At 32.7% G+C, this 14,986-nt stretch carries 13 protein-coding genes; 5 read left to right on the forward strand and 8 right to left on the reverse strand.

All coding sequences use genetic code 11. The annotated features are described in order from the left end of the window. Positions 1–165 precede the first annotated feature (165 nt). A complete protein-coding gene (gene cycA, locus A9G38_RS04795; protein WP_034909734.1) occupies positions 166–1,539 on the forward strand; it encodes a D-serine/D-alanine/glycine transporter in 1,374 nt (457 codons plus the stop codon). Between the two features lie 60 nt (positions 1,540–1,599). Here cycA and A9G38_RS04800 read toward each other — a convergent pair whose 3' ends face one another. Beyond that, positions 1,600–2,613 carry a TerC/Alx family metal homeostasis membrane protein gene (locus A9G38_RS04800; protein ID WP_034909732.1) on the reverse strand — a complete coding sequence of 338 codons (1,014 nt, stop codon included), beginning with the start codon at positions 2,611–2,613 and terminating at the stop codon, positions 1,600–1,602. A 178-nt stretch (positions 2,614–2,791) separates the two neighbouring features. On the opposite strand from A9G38_RS04800, the gene dacB reads away from it, so the two are divergent. Further along, positions 2,792–4,228, forward strand: a complete 1,437-nt coding sequence (dacB, locus tag A9G38_RS04805) for a serine-type D-Ala-D-Ala carboxypeptidase (RefSeq protein ID WP_034909731.1) — start codon at positions 2,792–2,794, stop codon at positions 4,226–4,228. A gap of 61 nt (positions 4,229–4,289) precedes the next feature. On the opposite strand, the gene A9G38_RS04810 is transcribed toward dacB, so the two are convergent. Together A9G38_RS04810 and A9G38_RS04815 are read right to left on the reverse strand one after the other, a co-directional pair. Next, positions 4,290–6,125, reverse strand: a complete 1,836-nt coding sequence (locus A9G38_RS04810) for an ABC transporter ATP-binding protein (RefSeq protein WP_034909730.1) — start codon at positions 6,123–6,125, stop codon at positions 4,290–4,292. A 241-nt stretch (positions 6,126–6,366) separates the two neighbouring features. Next, entirely contained in the window at positions 6,367–7,056 is a 690-nt protein-coding gene (locus A9G38_RS04815) for a LexA family transcriptional regulator (RefSeq protein ID WP_034909729.1), read from the reverse strand. Positions 7,057–7,677: 621 nt separating this feature from the next. On the opposite strand from A9G38_RS04815, the gene A9G38_RS04820 reads away from it, so the two are divergent. Together A9G38_RS04820 and A9G38_RS04825 are read left to right on the forward strand one after the other, a co-directional pair. Next, positions 7,678–7,857 (forward strand): Sec-independent protein translocase subunit TatA, encoded by a 180-nt coding sequence (locus tag A9G38_RS04820; RefSeq protein WP_034909727.1) that lies wholly within the window; start codon positions 7,678–7,680, stop codon positions 7,855–7,857. Positions 7,858–7,872: 15 nt separating this feature from the next. Beyond that, the gene (locus A9G38_RS04825; RefSeq protein ID WP_034909725.1) at positions 7,873–9,057 is read left to right on the forward strand and encodes an FAD-dependent monooxygenase; all 1,185 of its coding nucleotides are present in this window, start codon (positions 7,873–7,875) and stop codon (positions 9,055–9,057) included. A gap of 246 nt (positions 9,058–9,303) precedes the next feature. On the opposite strand, the gene mutY is transcribed toward A9G38_RS04825, so the two are convergent. From mutY to raiA, 3 genes are all read right to left on the reverse strand, one after another. Further along, on the reverse strand, positions 9,304–10,344 hold the full coding sequence (gene mutY, locus A9G38_RS04830) for an A/G-specific adenine glycosylase (RefSeq protein WP_034909724.1): 1,041 nt from the start codon (positions 10,342–10,344) through the stop codon (positions 9,304–9,306). Positions 10,345–10,349: 5 nt separating this feature from the next. Next, on the reverse strand, positions 10,350–11,501 hold the full coding sequence (gene pheA / locus A9G38_RS04835; protein WP_034909723.1) for a bifunctional chorismate mutase/prephenate dehydratase: 1,152 nt from the start codon (positions 11,499–11,501) through the stop codon (positions 10,350–10,352). Positions 11,502–11,602: 101 nt separating this feature from the next. Beyond that, on the reverse strand, positions 11,603–11,935 hold the full coding sequence (raiA, locus tag A9G38_RS04840) for a ribosome-associated translation inhibitor RaiA (protein ID WP_034909721.1): 333 nt from the start codon (positions 11,933–11,935) through the stop codon (positions 11,603–11,605). Between the two features lie 314 nt (positions 11,936–12,249). Between raiA and trmJ the strand changes: the two genes are divergently transcribed. Beyond that, on the forward strand, positions 12,250–12,939 hold the full coding sequence (gene trmJ / locus A9G38_RS04845) for a tRNA (cytosine(32)/uridine(32)-2'-O)-methyltransferase TrmJ (RefSeq protein ID WP_051634114.1): 690 nt from the start codon (positions 12,250–12,252) through the stop codon (positions 12,937–12,939). A 101-nt stretch (positions 12,940–13,040) separates the two neighbouring features. Here trmJ and cysS read toward each other — a convergent pair whose 3' ends face one another. Together cysS and A9G38_RS04855 are read right to left on the reverse strand one after the other, a co-directional pair. Beyond that, positions 13,041–14,438, reverse strand: coding sequence for a cysteine--tRNA ligase (cysS, locus tag A9G38_RS04850; protein ID WP_034909717.1), 1,398 nt, complete (start codon positions 14,436–14,438; stop codon positions 13,041–13,043). 249 nt (positions 14,439–14,687) lie between these two features. After that, on the reverse strand, positions 14,688–14,933 hold the full coding sequence (locus A9G38_RS04855) for a GlsB/YeaQ/YmgE family stress response membrane protein (RefSeq protein WP_034909715.1): 246 nt from the start codon (positions 14,931–14,933) through the stop codon (positions 14,688–14,690). Positions 14,934–14,986 lie beyond the last annotated feature (53 nt).

Raw genomic sequence — 14,986 nt, forward strand, 5'->3', positions numbered from 1 at the left:
TGGCTAGTTATGCTACACAATTCTATTATAAGAAACTACAGATAATTATTATGAATCCATAAAAAGTTTTCATAACAATTCAACTTGCGATTTTATTCTATAGACTTTATAGTCCTAGACTCTTAGTAAGTCGAGAAATATAGAAAATAAAAGGAAATAATAGCGATGAGCATTACATCCTCAAAAAATGATCTGAAGCGAAATCTTTCTAACCGTCATATTCAATTAATTGCAATTAGTGGTGCAATCGGAACAGGTTTATTTATGGGCTCGGGTAAGACAATTAGTCTTGCAGGGCCTTCTATTATTTTTGTTTATATGATTATTGGTTTTATCCTTTTTTTTGTTATGCGAGCGATGGGGGAAATCCTTCTTTCTAATTTAAAGTACAAATCTTTTAGTGATTTTGCCAATGACCTTTTGGGTCCTTGGGCTGGATTTTTTACTGGTTGGACATATTGGTTTTGTTGGGTAATTACAGGGATTGCCGACGTTATTGCAATTGCTGGATATGCGCAACATTGGTTTCCTGAACTGCAGTCATGGATACCAATGTTATTAACAGTTGCTTTACTTTTAACACTAAACTTATTAACGGTAAAAATGTTTGGTGAAACAGAATTTTGGTTTTCAATGATTAAGATTATTGCAATTTTTGCATTGATAGGAATTGGGCTTGTACTCATTTTGACTGCTTTTCATTCCGAACAAACGGGTACCACAGCTGCATTTTCGAATTTGTGGGAATACGGGGGCTTTTTCCCTCATGGTAGTATGGGTTTTTTTGCTGGATTTCAAATTGCTATTTTTGCTTTTGTTGGGATTGAGTTAGTTGGCACAACTGCAGCTGAAACCGTTGATCCGTGCAAAAATTTGCCTCGTGCAATTAATTCAGTGCCTGCGCGTATCATCTTTTTCTATGTTTTTGCTTTAATCATTATTATGAGTGTAACTCCATGGGAGTTTATTTCTCCAAACAAAAGTCCTTTTGTAGAATTATTCACTCTAATTGGCTTGCCTGCTGCTGCAAGTATTATTAATTTTGTAGTATTAACTTCAGCAGCATCATCTGCTAATAGTGGTATTTACTCAACAAGCAGAATGCTGTTTGGGCTTGCTAAAAAACAAGATGCTCCTGAACCTTTTGGGAAATTATCGAGTCGCTCTGTACCGGCTAATGGGCTATTATTCTCGTGCACATGTTTGTTTGGTGGAGTTGTTTTGATTTATTTAGTGCCTAATGTCATGGAAGCCTTTACTATAGTAACTACAATTTCGGCTATTTTATTTATGTTTATTTGGTCGATGATTCTTATTTCTTATATTGCTTATCGTCGTAAAAGAAATAACTCACATGAACAATCTCAATTTAAAATGCCTGGAGGCATTTTTATGTGCTTAGTTTGTTTGGCTTTTTTTGCCTTCGTGATTGTATTACTTACTTTTGAGATTGATACTCGCCAAGCATTAGTGGCAACTCCTATTTGGTTTGTTATTTTAGGTATAAGTTATTTTATTCGATCTTTAAAACGTCAATAAATTTATACTAAAAATATTGGCAGGAAAACCTGCCAATATTTTTACTCTAATTATCGCACTTTATTTTTTCGGACAGATGATGCTAGCAATAATTCCTAAAGCTAGTGTGCCTAAAACGATATAAAGACTGGTAATTGGATCTATATCAATACCGTATCCAAATAGATGATTACTTGCATTTAATGCCAATTTTCCGGCAATAAAAAAGAGTAAACAGATAATTGCCTTATCAAGATGAGCTAAATACTGTTTCATGGCTTGCAAAATAAAATACATAGTTCTAAGCCCCAAAATAGCAAAAATCATCGAGCTATAGACAATTAACGGTTCTTGGCTTACAGCAATCACGGCAGGAACAGAATCAAACGCAAAGATAACGTCACTTAACTCAATTACAACAATACATGAAAACAGCGGTGTAGCATAAAAAATACTTTTAGGTATTTTACCAACTAAATTACTATTCTCAGGTTTTGCAAGTTCTATATCAAGTTGTTTTTTTGTTAATAAAATGTGATGACCGACAATTTTGGGGTAAGATGGAAAAATACGTTTGGCGATGCGAAAAGTTAAGTGATTTGAATAATCCTTTAAGTCTTGGCCATTATCTTGATTTTTTAGCATTATTATTCCAGTGCAAGCTACTAATATTGAAAAAGCTAATTCCATCCAAGGACTTAAATATAACAAACCTGTTCCAATTACAACAAATATGGCGCGGAATATAATAGCGCCAATAACTCCCCAATAAAGTAAGCGATGTCGATAATTATTAGGTACTGAAAACCAAGAAAAAATAGCCATAATGACAAACAAATTATCGACAGATAGTGCTTTTTCAAGGACGTAACCAGCAATAAATAAGCTAGCAGTAGTACTCCCATGATGAATGTATAAAAATAGTGCAAACCCCAGTGCAACAATTATCCAAAAAAGTGACCATATAATGGCATTTTTCAAACTGATAGGTTTATCGTTATGGTGAGCATATAAATCAACAATAATTGCAGCCAAGACTAGCACAACAAATACCAACATGGTATCTATTGGAAATCCTAATGAACTTTGCATCATATTTATATTACCTAGTTTTAATTGTTTTTAGATAATTTGAATAGTTGGTTTATCTAATTTAACCGTAATATATAATTATAAAAGTGATAGAGTATATATTGCTAGCTAAATCAAAAAAAGTTATATTTGCAATTCTTATTTAACTGTTTTAATTTAATAATATTTTGAGCCAGTATTTATGACAAAATTTAGGATAATTATTCTCACTCTTCTTCCTTTTATTTCGGGGTTATTATATGCACAACCAGTAGAGCCATATATATCTTCTTTACCTAAAGGAAGTGATTTATCCATTCTGGTTCAATCTGTTGGGCGTAATCCTAAAACATTAGCAAAATATAAAAGTAATCAATTCAAACAACCAGCAAGCACTCAAAAAGTGATAACTGCGTTAGCTGCTCAGCTTGAACTGGGTAATGATTTCCGTTTTATAACTCGTATACAAACCAATGGTTCAATAAGTAATAAACAGTTAAATGGTGATCTTATTATTCAATTAAGTGGAGATCCAACTTTTACTCGTGATCGATTAAAAAGTATGATTGCAACACTGAGCCAAAAAGGCATTGAGAAAATTTCAGGAAATGTGATTTTGGATACTTCAATCTTTACAAGTCATGATAAAGCATCGGGCTGGTCCTGGAATAACTTAACTGCATGTTATAGTGCTCCGCCATCTGCAGCTATTATTGATAATAACTGTTTTAATGCAACCATTATTCCGGGTAAGGTCGGTTCCAAAGCCTCTGTTTCGGTATCTTCCAATACTCCTATTATTCTTACTGGTGATGTCAGAACTATTGCTGCTAATAGTAAGGATTTAAATGATAAATATTGTGAATTAGATGTAAACTACTCAGATAAAAACCATTACCATTTATCAGGATGCATTGCTGTAAGTTCAGATAAAATACCGTTAAAATTTGCAGTAATTGATAGTATTGAATATTTTTCGAAAATTTTAAAAAATGAGCTTAAACAAAAAAAAATAACGTATACAGGAACTATTATTGAACGTAATCAAAGGACTAATGCTCAGTTGTCATTATTAGCCTCTAGCCAATCAGCTCAACTTTCTGAATTGTTGACAGTTATGCTTAAAAAATCAAATAATTTGTATGCAGATGCTATATTTAGGACTTTAGGTGCCCATTATTATAATGTTCAAGGTACATGGCGTAATGGCGGTGATGCTGTTAAGCAAATTTTACGTAAAAAAGCGGGTATAAATCTAGAAAATTTAGTTATTGCTGATGGTTCTGGATTATCTAGATTAAACTTGGTTAGCGCCGATAAGTTAATGGAAATTCTACAATATATTGCAGCTAATAATACAAAATTAAGAATTATTGAAATGTTACCAATTGCTGGAGTTGATGGTACTTTGCAGAATCGAAAAAGTCTTAATCAAGCACCTTTTAAAGAAACAATACGAGCCAAAACAGGTTATATTCAAGGTTGCTATAACTTAGCTGGATTTATCCAAAAGTCTGAAGGGGAATATGTTGCATTTGTGCAGCTATTATCAGGATACCAAGCTGATAATAAAGGAGAACCCAAAAATAGTGCAGTCATGCGATTTGAATCGGAATTCTATAAAAATTTTATTAATTAATAAAGTGTAGTCAGGACACATATATTTTATATTTAGTATAAGTCCTGCCCTTCTTTGTAAATTAAATGTTATCGGCTAAAAAACCACAGCTCTGATGTTTCCAAAGCTGTGCGTATAAACCATTCTTGTTTAATAACTCTTGATGGGTTCCTTGTTCGATGATTTTACCTTGATCAAGTACGATTAGTCTATCCATTGCCGCAATTGTAGATAATCGATGGGCAATAGCAATAACGGTTTTGCCTTCCATTAAAGTGTATAGACTTTCTTGAATTGCTTGCTCAATTTCAGAGTCTAATGCACTTGTTGCTTCATCTAATAATAAAATAGGGGCATTTTTTAAAATGACGCGAGCAATGGCAATACGTTGCCTTTGTCCTCCTGATAATTTGATGCCCCGTTCACCAACAAATGCGTCGTATCCTGTTTTACCTCTTGTATCAACGAGTGTTTGAATAAATTTATCTGCATGAGTCTTTTTGGCTGCTTCTATCATTTCCTCTTCAGAAGCATTTTTGTTACCGTAAAGTAAGTTTTCTCGTACTGAGCGATGCAATAACGAAGTATCTTGTGTCACCATACCGATTTTAGAACGTAAGTTTTCTTGATTAACGGCAGTAATATCTTGACCATCAATAAAAATATTACCACTTTGTAAATCGTAAAAACGAAGTAATAAATTAATAAGCGTTGATTTTCCAGCTCCAGAACGACCGACCAAACCAATCTTTTCACCAGGTTTGATTGTTAAATTTAAATCTTCAATAATTGAGTTGTGTTGTTTTTTATCATAAGCAAAATGGATGTGCTTAAATTCGATTTTCCCTTGGGTAACATGAAGTGATGTTGCATTAGGTTGATCAATAACTGTTTTAGTGGCTGAAAAAGTATTAATCCCATCTTTAACTATGCCAATATTCTCAAATAAAGCTGCCAATTCCCACATGATCCAATGTGAAAAACCGTTTAATCGAAGCGCTACAGCGGTTGTTGTTGCAATTGCACCAACACCAATTAATTGATTGCTCCATAGCCATAAGGCAATACCTGTCGTGCTTAGTATCAACAAAATAGACATTAAATGATTAACAATTTCAAAGCTACTGACTAAGCGCATTTGTTGATTGACAGTGACTAAAAATTCATCCATTGATTCTTTAGCATATTTTGCTTCATTGCCAGCATGAGAAAAAAGTTTTACTGTCATGATGTTGGTATAGGCATCGGTTACTCGTCCTGTCATCGTAGAACGAGCATCAGCCTGCAAACTAGCAATTTTACTTAGACGAGGAATAAAATAATACATAGCAATACCATAAATTAGACACCAGCCTATAAATGGAATTAATAGCCAAAGATCTAATTGCCCGATGATTGTTGCCATAGTAATAAACGAAATAAAGACATAGATAAAAATCTCCGTCACTAAAAAACAAGTATCACGAACTGCAAGCGCTGTTTGCATGACTTTGGCTGATATTCTACCGGCAAATTCATCTTGGAAAAAACGCATACTTTGATTGAGTACCAACCGATGAAGGTTCCAGCGCATTCTCATTGGAAAATTACCAGCCAGGCATTGATGTTTTATAATAGTTTGTAATCCAATAATAATTGTACTTGCTATGATGATTAAGGCTAATATTACTAATGTTGTTTTTTCTTGTTGCCAAAATTTGCTAGGTTCAACAGCTGCAAGCCAATCAATAACCCTACCAAGAGCTGCATATAAAAAGGCTTCAAAAGCGCCAGCGAATGCACTAAGAATAATTAATAATAGTAGAAATAAGCGAGTTCCTTTAGTTGATTGCCATATGAAATTAAAAAAATTTTTAGGCATACATTCATATTCAACTTTTGGATAAGGTGATACTAATTTTTCAAAAAATCGATACATATTAGGCCTGACAAATAATAGAGTTTTCCATTGATAATACAATCAATGATATTAAAAAACGAGGATAGCGCAAATATATGTAAATTATATATGTATTAAATTGTTACATGAAATTTTAGATATATCTGCGATTTATAATATTATAAATATTAAAAAGCTGATGAGGAAATATGATGTTTTATATTTCCTCATATTATGATTATATCTTGAACGTCAATATATAGCTACTATACTAATGGTCTTAAAATATATCTTTTATAATAAGTACAACGCGTCCAACAATATGATATTTATGAAAGTCTACTTTAGGTACTTCAATAGTCGGATATTGGCTATTATTGCAGATTAACAGCCATCCATTGAGAGTTAAACGAATCTTTCTCAAAAAGGTAATATCTTCATATTCAATTAAATAGATTGCACCATCAATAATCTCATTTATTTCTGTATTAAGAATTAATCCGTTATTATTTTTGATTTCTGGCGACATTAAATCGCCTTTAGCCCAGTATATAATTAATTTTTTAGCATCCAAACCTCGATGCTTAACCCAACCTTCAACAATAGGATAATTCATTACTGGAGGCGTTTCTCTAACAAAACGCTCTTTTTGTGCTTCTTCTTTTGTTGGTAACTGTTTTTTATATACAGGGATACGATAAATATTTTCGTTATAGACTTCTTCACTGTCTTTAGGATCTAATACTTCTAATTTATGTCCAGTGGCAAGCCAATTAAAGGAAACATTACATTTTTCAGCAATGACTTCTAAACGTGTAAGTGATGGATATGTTTTACCTGATAAATAATCTCGGATTACTGTTTCTGACATATCACATTTTTTAGCGAAGGCTGATACAGATAACCCTTGCATTGAGCTATATAGTCTATCTTTAAAAGTTTTAATATTATTATTTTTAATTGTATTCATCTTTGAACCATTATTTCTTGCATAAGTTTATTAATTATAATGTATTTTTTGTGTTTTTGTATACGTTAATAACATTGAAAATCTATTAGTTTTGCTTTATTCCTATGCTAATTTGTTTTTTTATTTTATATCTTGTTTTTTTATCTTGTTTTTTCATTTTTTTTATGACTGTTGATTTTTTTGGGAAAAAAAAGTTATTTATTGTTTTTTCTGCTCGAGAATGTGTATTTTTGTGTAAAAATATTTATTGCTGTGTTAATTAAAGTTTTTTTATTGTTTATTTGATATTTATCAAAGGTATCTTAATGGTGGCTTTTTTATATTATTATGATTTTATTTGATTTATATTTTTTATGTAGAAATAATTTAAATTGAAAAAATAAATAAAAACGTTGACGAAAGCGAAAAAAAATGGATAATAAGCAGGGTAAGGATTTTTCATTGTTTTCTTTCCTTATATTCCTTATATTTCATGTTGGCCTGTATAGTTTTATACAGGTCTTTTTTTATTTTTGAACTATTCATGAAATCCCTTCACAAAAAGAGTATAATCAGTTTCCTATAGAATCTGTTTTAAAGCTTATCCTAACAGAGCGTTGTATTTATTGAGAGGATTTGATTATGTCTTTTAGCATTCCACATCTTTTAGTGTTTCTTGCCGTGGTGATTTTATTATTTGGCACTAAGAAGTTACGTAATTTAGGTTCGGATCTTGGTTTAGCGTTGAAAGGCTTTAAAAAAGCGATGAATGATGACGAAGTTGAATCAAAAAGTGATAATAAGTTAGATGATAATAAATAGTTGCATTTATTTAGTATGAATTTACAATTTGACGTAGTAATTGTTGGTGGTGGATTAGTTGGTTTAGCCACTGCTTGTGCACTTAGCCAATGTGATTTAAACATTGCGATTATAGATACTAAACTTTGTCAGCATGAATTCTTGCCTCATGCTGAAATAAGTATTAGAGCTTCTGCTATTAATGGCGCTAGCCAGCGCTACTTTTCAAAAATTGGTATATGGGATGATTTATGCAATAGCAAGCGTGTACAGGAATTTACTGAGATAGGTGTATGGGAAAAAAATGGTCAAGCTCATTTGTCTGCCCAAGCCAAAGATTACGGTTATTCTAATCTTGGATACATAATTGAAAATAATGTCATTTCTCATTATCTTTACCAGTTTGCCTTAAACTGTTCGAATATTAAAATTTATAGCCATGAAGCAGTTGATTGTACATTTAATGATGATTTTGTCTTTTTGACACTTGCAAATAAAGCTGTTTTACAAGCTAAATTAATGATAGGGGCTGATGGTGCTCATTCTTGGGTGCGTAGGAGTGAAAATATTTCTGTTCTTGAGCGTGATTATCTTCATCATGCTGTGATTACAACTGTTCAAACTGAATATCCTCATCAATCCTGTGCTAGACAAGTGTTTTATCCCAATGGAATTATTGCTTTTCTTCCTCTTTGGAATGTAAATAAAAGTTGTTTAGTTTGGTCGACAAAACCAGATAATGCGTCTACTTTAACTTCACTTTCTGAATCAGAATTTTCGAACGAATTATTTCGGTTGACTGGTGATAAAGTTGGTAAATGCCAGTTAATTAACCCTAGAATGGTATTCCCATTAAAAGCGCGGTTTGCTAAACAATTTATTAAGCATCGGTTAGTACTTATTGGCGATGCTGCTCATACTATTCACCCTTTAGCAGGACAAGGGGTAAATTTAGGTTTTCAAGATTCTGCTTTATTAGTTTCAACCATTAAACAATTAATCGAAACTAATAAAGATATTGGGCTTGTAAAAAATTTAAAATCATTTGAGTTTAATCGTCGCAAAGATGCGTTAGTTATGCTCACGGCCATGCAAACTATTCAAGATATGTTTAATGGTGATAATTTGTTGAAAAAGACGTTAAGAACAATTGGTATGAATGTTATTGATAATAGTCAGCTATTAAAAAAGCAACTGATTAAATATGCTATGCATATTTAATTTAAACTTATATCTAGTTATTATTGTGTCTGTCAAAAACTTTCAGGTAAGTATGTGTTTCAGTATAAAAATCAATTATGATACTTAATAGATTAAGAATCTATTCCAGAAATAACAATCCAACCATAAAATAAGTAAACTGAACTGAACTAAAGCCGCATGATCTAATGCGCTTAGCAAATTATAGTTAAACAAGAATAATAATGATGCACTAAAAAGTGCACCAATATTGATAATAAATCGTGATTAAACTGTTTGTTTTAATAAGTTATAAACAGGGGTAGCAAGACCTATTTTTGCGTTGTTAGATTTTAGTTTATACCAATAGCCACTATGTTCATTAAAACATTTTGTATACTTGGTAATGACACAATAAATAGGAAAAATATCTAAGTGAAAATGACTAAATGTGTGGCGAAATGCAACAAGTTGCTTTGGTGCTGTTGTTTCGATACCTTGTTTTTTTAACCAGCCAGTTATTGCTTGTTTACTTGAAAATTGAGGAAAACAATATAATCCTCCCCAAATACCAGACGGAGGCCTTTTTTCAAGCCAAATTGTATGATCATATTCTAGCATTAAAAAATAGGCTGTCTTTTGGGGAATGGCATTTTTAGTTTTTTTTGTGGGATAGAGTTGCCAGCTTTCAGTTTTATATGCTATACAATGGTTTTGCAATGGGCATAAGGAGCATTTAGGTTTAGTGCGTGTACAAACCATCGCCCCAATATCCATCATAGCTTGATTAAATTTTGCTACCTTATGTTTTGGTGTGACTTGTTCACTTAATTGCCAAAGTTTATTTTCGACAGTTTTAATACCAGGCCAACCTTCAACAGCAAAATATCGGGTTAAAACGCGTTTTACATTTCCATCTAAAATTGGGTAATGTTGATTTTGTGCAAGAGATAAAATTGCTCCAGCTGTTGAGCGTCCTATACCTGGAAGTGCAATGACATCATTGAACTTTGTAGGGAACATACCATTAAATTTATTAACAATTAATTGTGCAGCGTTATGTAAATTACGTGCTCTTGCATAATAACCAAGTCCTGTCCAAAGATGCAATACATCATCAATTGGCGCTTTTGCTAAATCTGTTATTTGTGGGAAATGCTCAATAAAACGATTAAAGTAAGGAATAACTGTTGCAACTTGGGTTTGCTGTAGCATCACTTCAGACAACCAAACATGATAAGAGCTTTTTTCGACCTGCCATGGTAGCGATTTTCTGCCATATTGTTCATACCACGTCAGGACAGTTTGTGAAAAGTGTTGTATTGTCATAGTTATTACATTGCAGCAACAATAGAATCACTAGGATAGCACCCTAGTACCTTAGTATATAAAGTCATTGATGCCAATTCTTTGAGAGCTGTTTGCATTTCATAAGAATGAATGTTACCTTGCAAATCAATATAAAACATCTCTTCCCAAGGCGTACCATGAATTGGGCGTGATTCAAGTTTAGTCATAACAATGTTATGGTTACGTAATACCGATAGCGCATCAACTAAAGCACCAGCTTGCTGACCTGTTTTCATAAGAATTGTGGTTTTAGCCGGGATTTGAGCAGATACTTCTATTGGCTGACGAGCTAACACAATAAAACGAGTAATGTTTTCTTTTTGATTAGCAAAATTACGTTCAAGGACTTGTAGCCCATATAATTCACCACCATCTTTATTACCCATAGCTGCAACATTAGGTTGATTCAATTTAGTTACAGTTTCCATTGCTGATGAAGTACTATCACAGTATATGATTTTCCAATGAGGATAGTTCTCTAAGAAGTTACTACATTGCTGGAATGGTTGTGGATGGCTATAAATAGTATCGATTTGCTCTAGCTGTGAATTTTGTATAGCAAGAACACAATGATCAATAGGTAAGAAGAGCTCACCAATAATATGTAGATTAGTTTTTTGCAATAAATCATAAACTTCATTAATTGAGCCAGAACTTGAATTTTCTATTGGTAAGATTCCATAATCTACGGCACCATTTTCGACTTGTTCAAAAATCTCTTTAAAGGTTGAACAGCTTAATTCAATCATTTCATCTAAGTGAGCGCTAGCATAGCGGCGCGCAGCAGAATGCGAATAAGATCCTTTGGGGCCTAAAAAGGCAACTTTGGCTGTGGTGATTGTGCTGAGATTAAGTTTTTCTTGCAAGATTTTTTGTTGTAATAGTACAGAATCTTCAATAATTAATTGATATAAGCGTTTAATGAAAATATCATCAAGATGATAGTCTTTGCCTTCATTGATTAAAGTTCTGATAAGTGAACGCTCACGATCAATATCACGCACAGGAATATTTGCTTCAATTTTTGTATGAATTACTTGTGTTGAAAGTTGGCGCCTCTGGGCAATAAGCTCTAACAATGCTTTATCTAATTTATTAATTTTATCTCGCAAAGATAATAAAGGATTTGTAGCCATTTTTTATTAATTATTTAAAAAAAGATAGTTTATATTATAACAAGCAAAAAAATAAAGGCACCATCAAAGTGCCTTTTTATTCAATCAAGAAAATTGACAAATTAAATTTCTTCTTCTAATACTGCGTCTTTTATGCTGTTAACTGTACGTCGAGATTCGTTTTTGTGTTGTAGCTTATTAAGTTGTTTTTCAAGCTTATCAATAAGGTCATTTATTGCAGCATACATATCAATATGTTTGGCAGAAGCAACTAATGAGGTTCCTTTGGTGGCAATTGTTGCATCAACAATAAATCCATCTGGTTCTTTAGATAAAATAAAATGAGGGTTGATTAGCAGTGCTCTCCATTTATCTAACTTCGAAAACTTATCTTCTAGGTAGCTACGAATTGCAGGGGTAACATCCATTTGTTTACTGGTAATACTTAAACTCATAATTGACCTCCTCTTTTTTATCAACAAAGTTAATTTTAATGTTGTTACTATATTGGCAAATTATTTTAGTCTCTTTAATAAGATTTTTGTTTTTGCCTGATTTTTATTAGTTTAATTTTAAAATAGATTTCATTGACTAAATATTGCATAACATGTGGACCAGATGAAACTGATTTTACCATGGTTTTAATATATACTGTATTAATAATTATTTAGTTTATCCTGTGTTATAGTAATTATTTAATAATGGGGACAATGTGAATTATTTAGATAATGTGAAGATTGTTTTGGTTGAAACATCTCATACAGGCAATATGGGCTCTGCTGCGAGAGCAATGAAAACCATGGGATTAACTAACCTTTGTTTAGTTAATCCGATCATAAAGCCTGATTCTCAATCGATTTCGTTAGCTGCAGGTGCCAGTGATATTATAAAAAATGCACAAATCTTTTCTTCACTTGAACAAGCCATTGCTGATTGTACTTTAGTGATTGGTACTAGTGCGCGTTCTCGTAGTTTACAGTGGCCATATTTAACTCCCAAAAAGTGTGGCGATAAGATTATTCAAGAAGCCTCAAATCTCCATACTCAAGTCGCTTTGGTATTTGGGCGTGAGCGTGTTGGTTTAACTAATGAAGAATTGCAAAAGTGCCATTATCATGTTGGAATTCCAGCTAACCCTAGTTATAGTTCTTTAAATCTTGCTATGTCGGTACAGGTTTTGTGTTATGAAATTCGCATGTCAATGCTCAATCTTGAAGATCAGCAATCTGAAAAGGAGAATGAGAATATGGCTGAAACTGAGTTTCCTATAGATGCTGATATAGAGCGCTTTTACCAGCATTTAGAACAAACTTTATTACAGACAGGCTTTATTAATGCCAATCATCCAGGACAAATTATGGGGCGTTTGCGTCGATTATTTACACGTGCACGTATTGAACAACAGGAACTAAATATTTTGCGTGGCATTTTAACTTCGATTAATAAAATTTTACATTGATGACAAATAGAAACACCCACAGATTTGTGGGTGCTATTTTAAGGTTGATACTGTTTAATGTAGTATCTTATCTATTAATCAAAATATCAATTCTAAGTATGTTAGCTTTTAGCTTTTTTGCGCCATGTTGTGCCATTTGCACTATCTTCAAGAACAATATTCATTGCATTTAGTTTGTCACGAGCTTCATCGGCCTGAGACCAATTTTTGCTTGCTCTTGCTTCGTTACGTTGTTTTATTAATGCTTCAACTAATGCCACATCAACATCATCTTGCTTATCACCTTGTAAAAATTTAACAGGATCTTGTTCTAATAATCCAAGAACTGCTGATAAATAACGTAACTCAGCTGCTAATTCATTAGCGAGTTGCATATTATTATCGGCTTTGGCTTTGTTTATTTCACGAGCCAGATCAAAAAGCGTTGAATAAGCTTCTGGTGTATTAAAGTCATCATCCATTGCGTTACAAAACTGGCGATAATAATTACTATCAGGTGTCGTATGTGGATGATTCGCATCAGTATCTCGCAAGGCTGTATATAGTCGCTCAAGTGCCATTCTTGCTTGTTTTAAATTATCTTCACTATAATTTAACTGACTACGATAATGACCAGATAGTAAAAAATAACGTACTGTTTCAGGATCATAATGCTTTAATACATCGCGAATAGTGAAAAAATTATTGAGTGATTTTGACATTTTTTCTTGGTCGACCATCACCATACCTGAGTGCATCCAGTAATTTACATATTGACCGTTATGCGCACAAGTTGATTGGGTAATTTCGTTTTCATGATGTGGAAACATTAAATCTGAACCGCCACCGTGAATATCAAAGTGATTGCCTAATTGATAGCTGTTCATTGCTGAACATTCAATGTGCCAACCAGGGCGACCTTTACCCCATGGTGAATCCCAACTTGGTTCGTTAGGTTTTGACATTTTCCATAATACAAAATCCATTGGATTTTGTTTAACATCAACAACTTCAACTCGAGCACCAGCTTGTAATTGTTCTAAATTTTGGCGAGATAAAATACCGTAATTCGGATCGCTGTCTACCGAAAACATGACATCACCATTATTAGCAATATATGCATGTTTTTTTTCGAGAAGCTCTTCAACTAATTTGATAATTTGTGGCATATGATGAGTTGCACGAGGCTCTATATCAGGTCGACGAATATTTAGTGCATCAAAATCGGCATACATTTCTTGTAGCATTCTATCTGTAAGTTGATCACAGGTTTCACCATTTTCGAACGCACGTCTAATTATTTTGTCATCAACATCAGTAATATTACGAACATAAGTTAAATCGTAACCTAAAAAACGTAAATAACGTGCGACAACATCGAAAGCAACGAAAGTACGTCCGTGACCAATATGACAAAGATCGTAAATTGTCACTCCACAAACATAGAGTCCAACTTTATTAGGGGTAATTGGGTGAAATATTTCTTTTTCTCGTGTTAATGTATTGAATATTTTTAACATTATAATCTACAGGGTAAAATTGATGGATTTTGTTAGATAATATAACAAAATTCTGGATATGACGAAATTACTTATTAAGAACTTTGTAAGCAAAATTGAGAAAATGCGTATAACAATATAACTGAATTAAATTTGTTGAGTTTGTATAGATGTTTTTAAGGTTGATGATAAGAAATATGATGTACTATAAATACAAACCTTAATCTTATTTAAATTGGCGGTTTACCCGCCAATTTAAATTAAAATAACTTATTGTTTTAAATGGCGATAGATATAAATGAGTATAATCGATCCAAGTACTGAAATTAACAAACTAGGGAAATTAAATCCAGTTACACTACCCCAACCAAAGAAGGTGCTAATATACCCACCCACTAAGGCTCCTGCTATGCCTAATAAAATAGTTTTAATAACCCCTACACGCCCTAGTGGCATGAAAAACTTTGCAATCCAGCCGGCAATTAATCCTAAAATAACCCAACTTATAATAGCCATGATAATTTCCTTCTTTTATTGAAATTAATTTTAGTTTACTCAAATAAATTAAA

The sequence above is a fragment of the Gilliamella sp. Imp1-1 genome, assembly GCF_001690415.1.
GTDB lineage: Bacteria > Pseudomonadota > Gammaproteobacteria > Enterobacterales > Orbaceae > Gilliamella > Gilliamella bombi.

Coding starts and splice junctions, on each gene's coding strand:
- cycA (WP_034909734.1), top strand. CDS start 166: ATGAGCATTACATCCTCAAAAAATGATCTGAAGCGAAATCTTTCTAAC.
- A9G38_RS04800 (WP_034909732.1), bottom strand. CDS start 2,613: ATGATGCAAAGTTCATTAGGATTTCCAATAGATACCATGTTGGTATTT.
- dacB (WP_034909731.1), top strand. CDS start 2,792: ATGACAAAATTTAGGATAATTATTCTCACTCTTCTTCCTTTTATTTCG.
- A9G38_RS04810 (WP_034909730.1), bottom strand. CDS start 6,125: ATGTATCGATTTTTTGAAAAATTAGTATCACCTTATCCAAAAGTTGAA.
- A9G38_RS04815 (WP_034909729.1), bottom strand. CDS start 7,056: ATGAATACAATTAAAAATAATAATATTAAAACTTTTAAAGATAGACTA.
- A9G38_RS04820 (WP_034909727.1), top strand. CDS start 7,678: ATGTCTTTTAGCATTCCACATCTTTTAGTGTTTCTTGCCGTGGTGATT.
- A9G38_RS04825 (WP_034909725.1), top strand. CDS start 7,873: ATGAATTTACAATTTGACGTAGTAATTGTTGGTGGTGGATTAGTTGGT.
- mutY (WP_034909724.1), bottom strand. CDS start 10,344: ATGACAATACAACACTTTTCACAAACTGTCCTGACGTGGTATGAACAA.
- pheA (WP_034909723.1), bottom strand. CDS start 11,501: ATGGCTACAAATCCTTTATTATCTTTGCGAGATAAAATTAATAAATTA.
- raiA (WP_034909721.1), bottom strand. CDS start 11,935: ATGAGTTTAAGTATTACCAGTAAACAAATGGATGTTACCCCTGCAATT.
- trmJ (WP_051634114.1), top strand. CDS start 12,250: ATGGGCTCTGCTGCGAGAGCAATGAAAACCATGGGATTAACTAACCTT.
- cysS (WP_034909717.1), bottom strand. CDS start 14,438: ATGTTAAAAATATTCAATACATTAACACGAGAAAAAGAAATATTTCAC.
- A9G38_RS04855 (WP_034909715.1), bottom strand. CDS start 14,933: ATGGCTATTATAAGTTGGGTTATTTTAGGATTAATTGCCGGCTGGATT.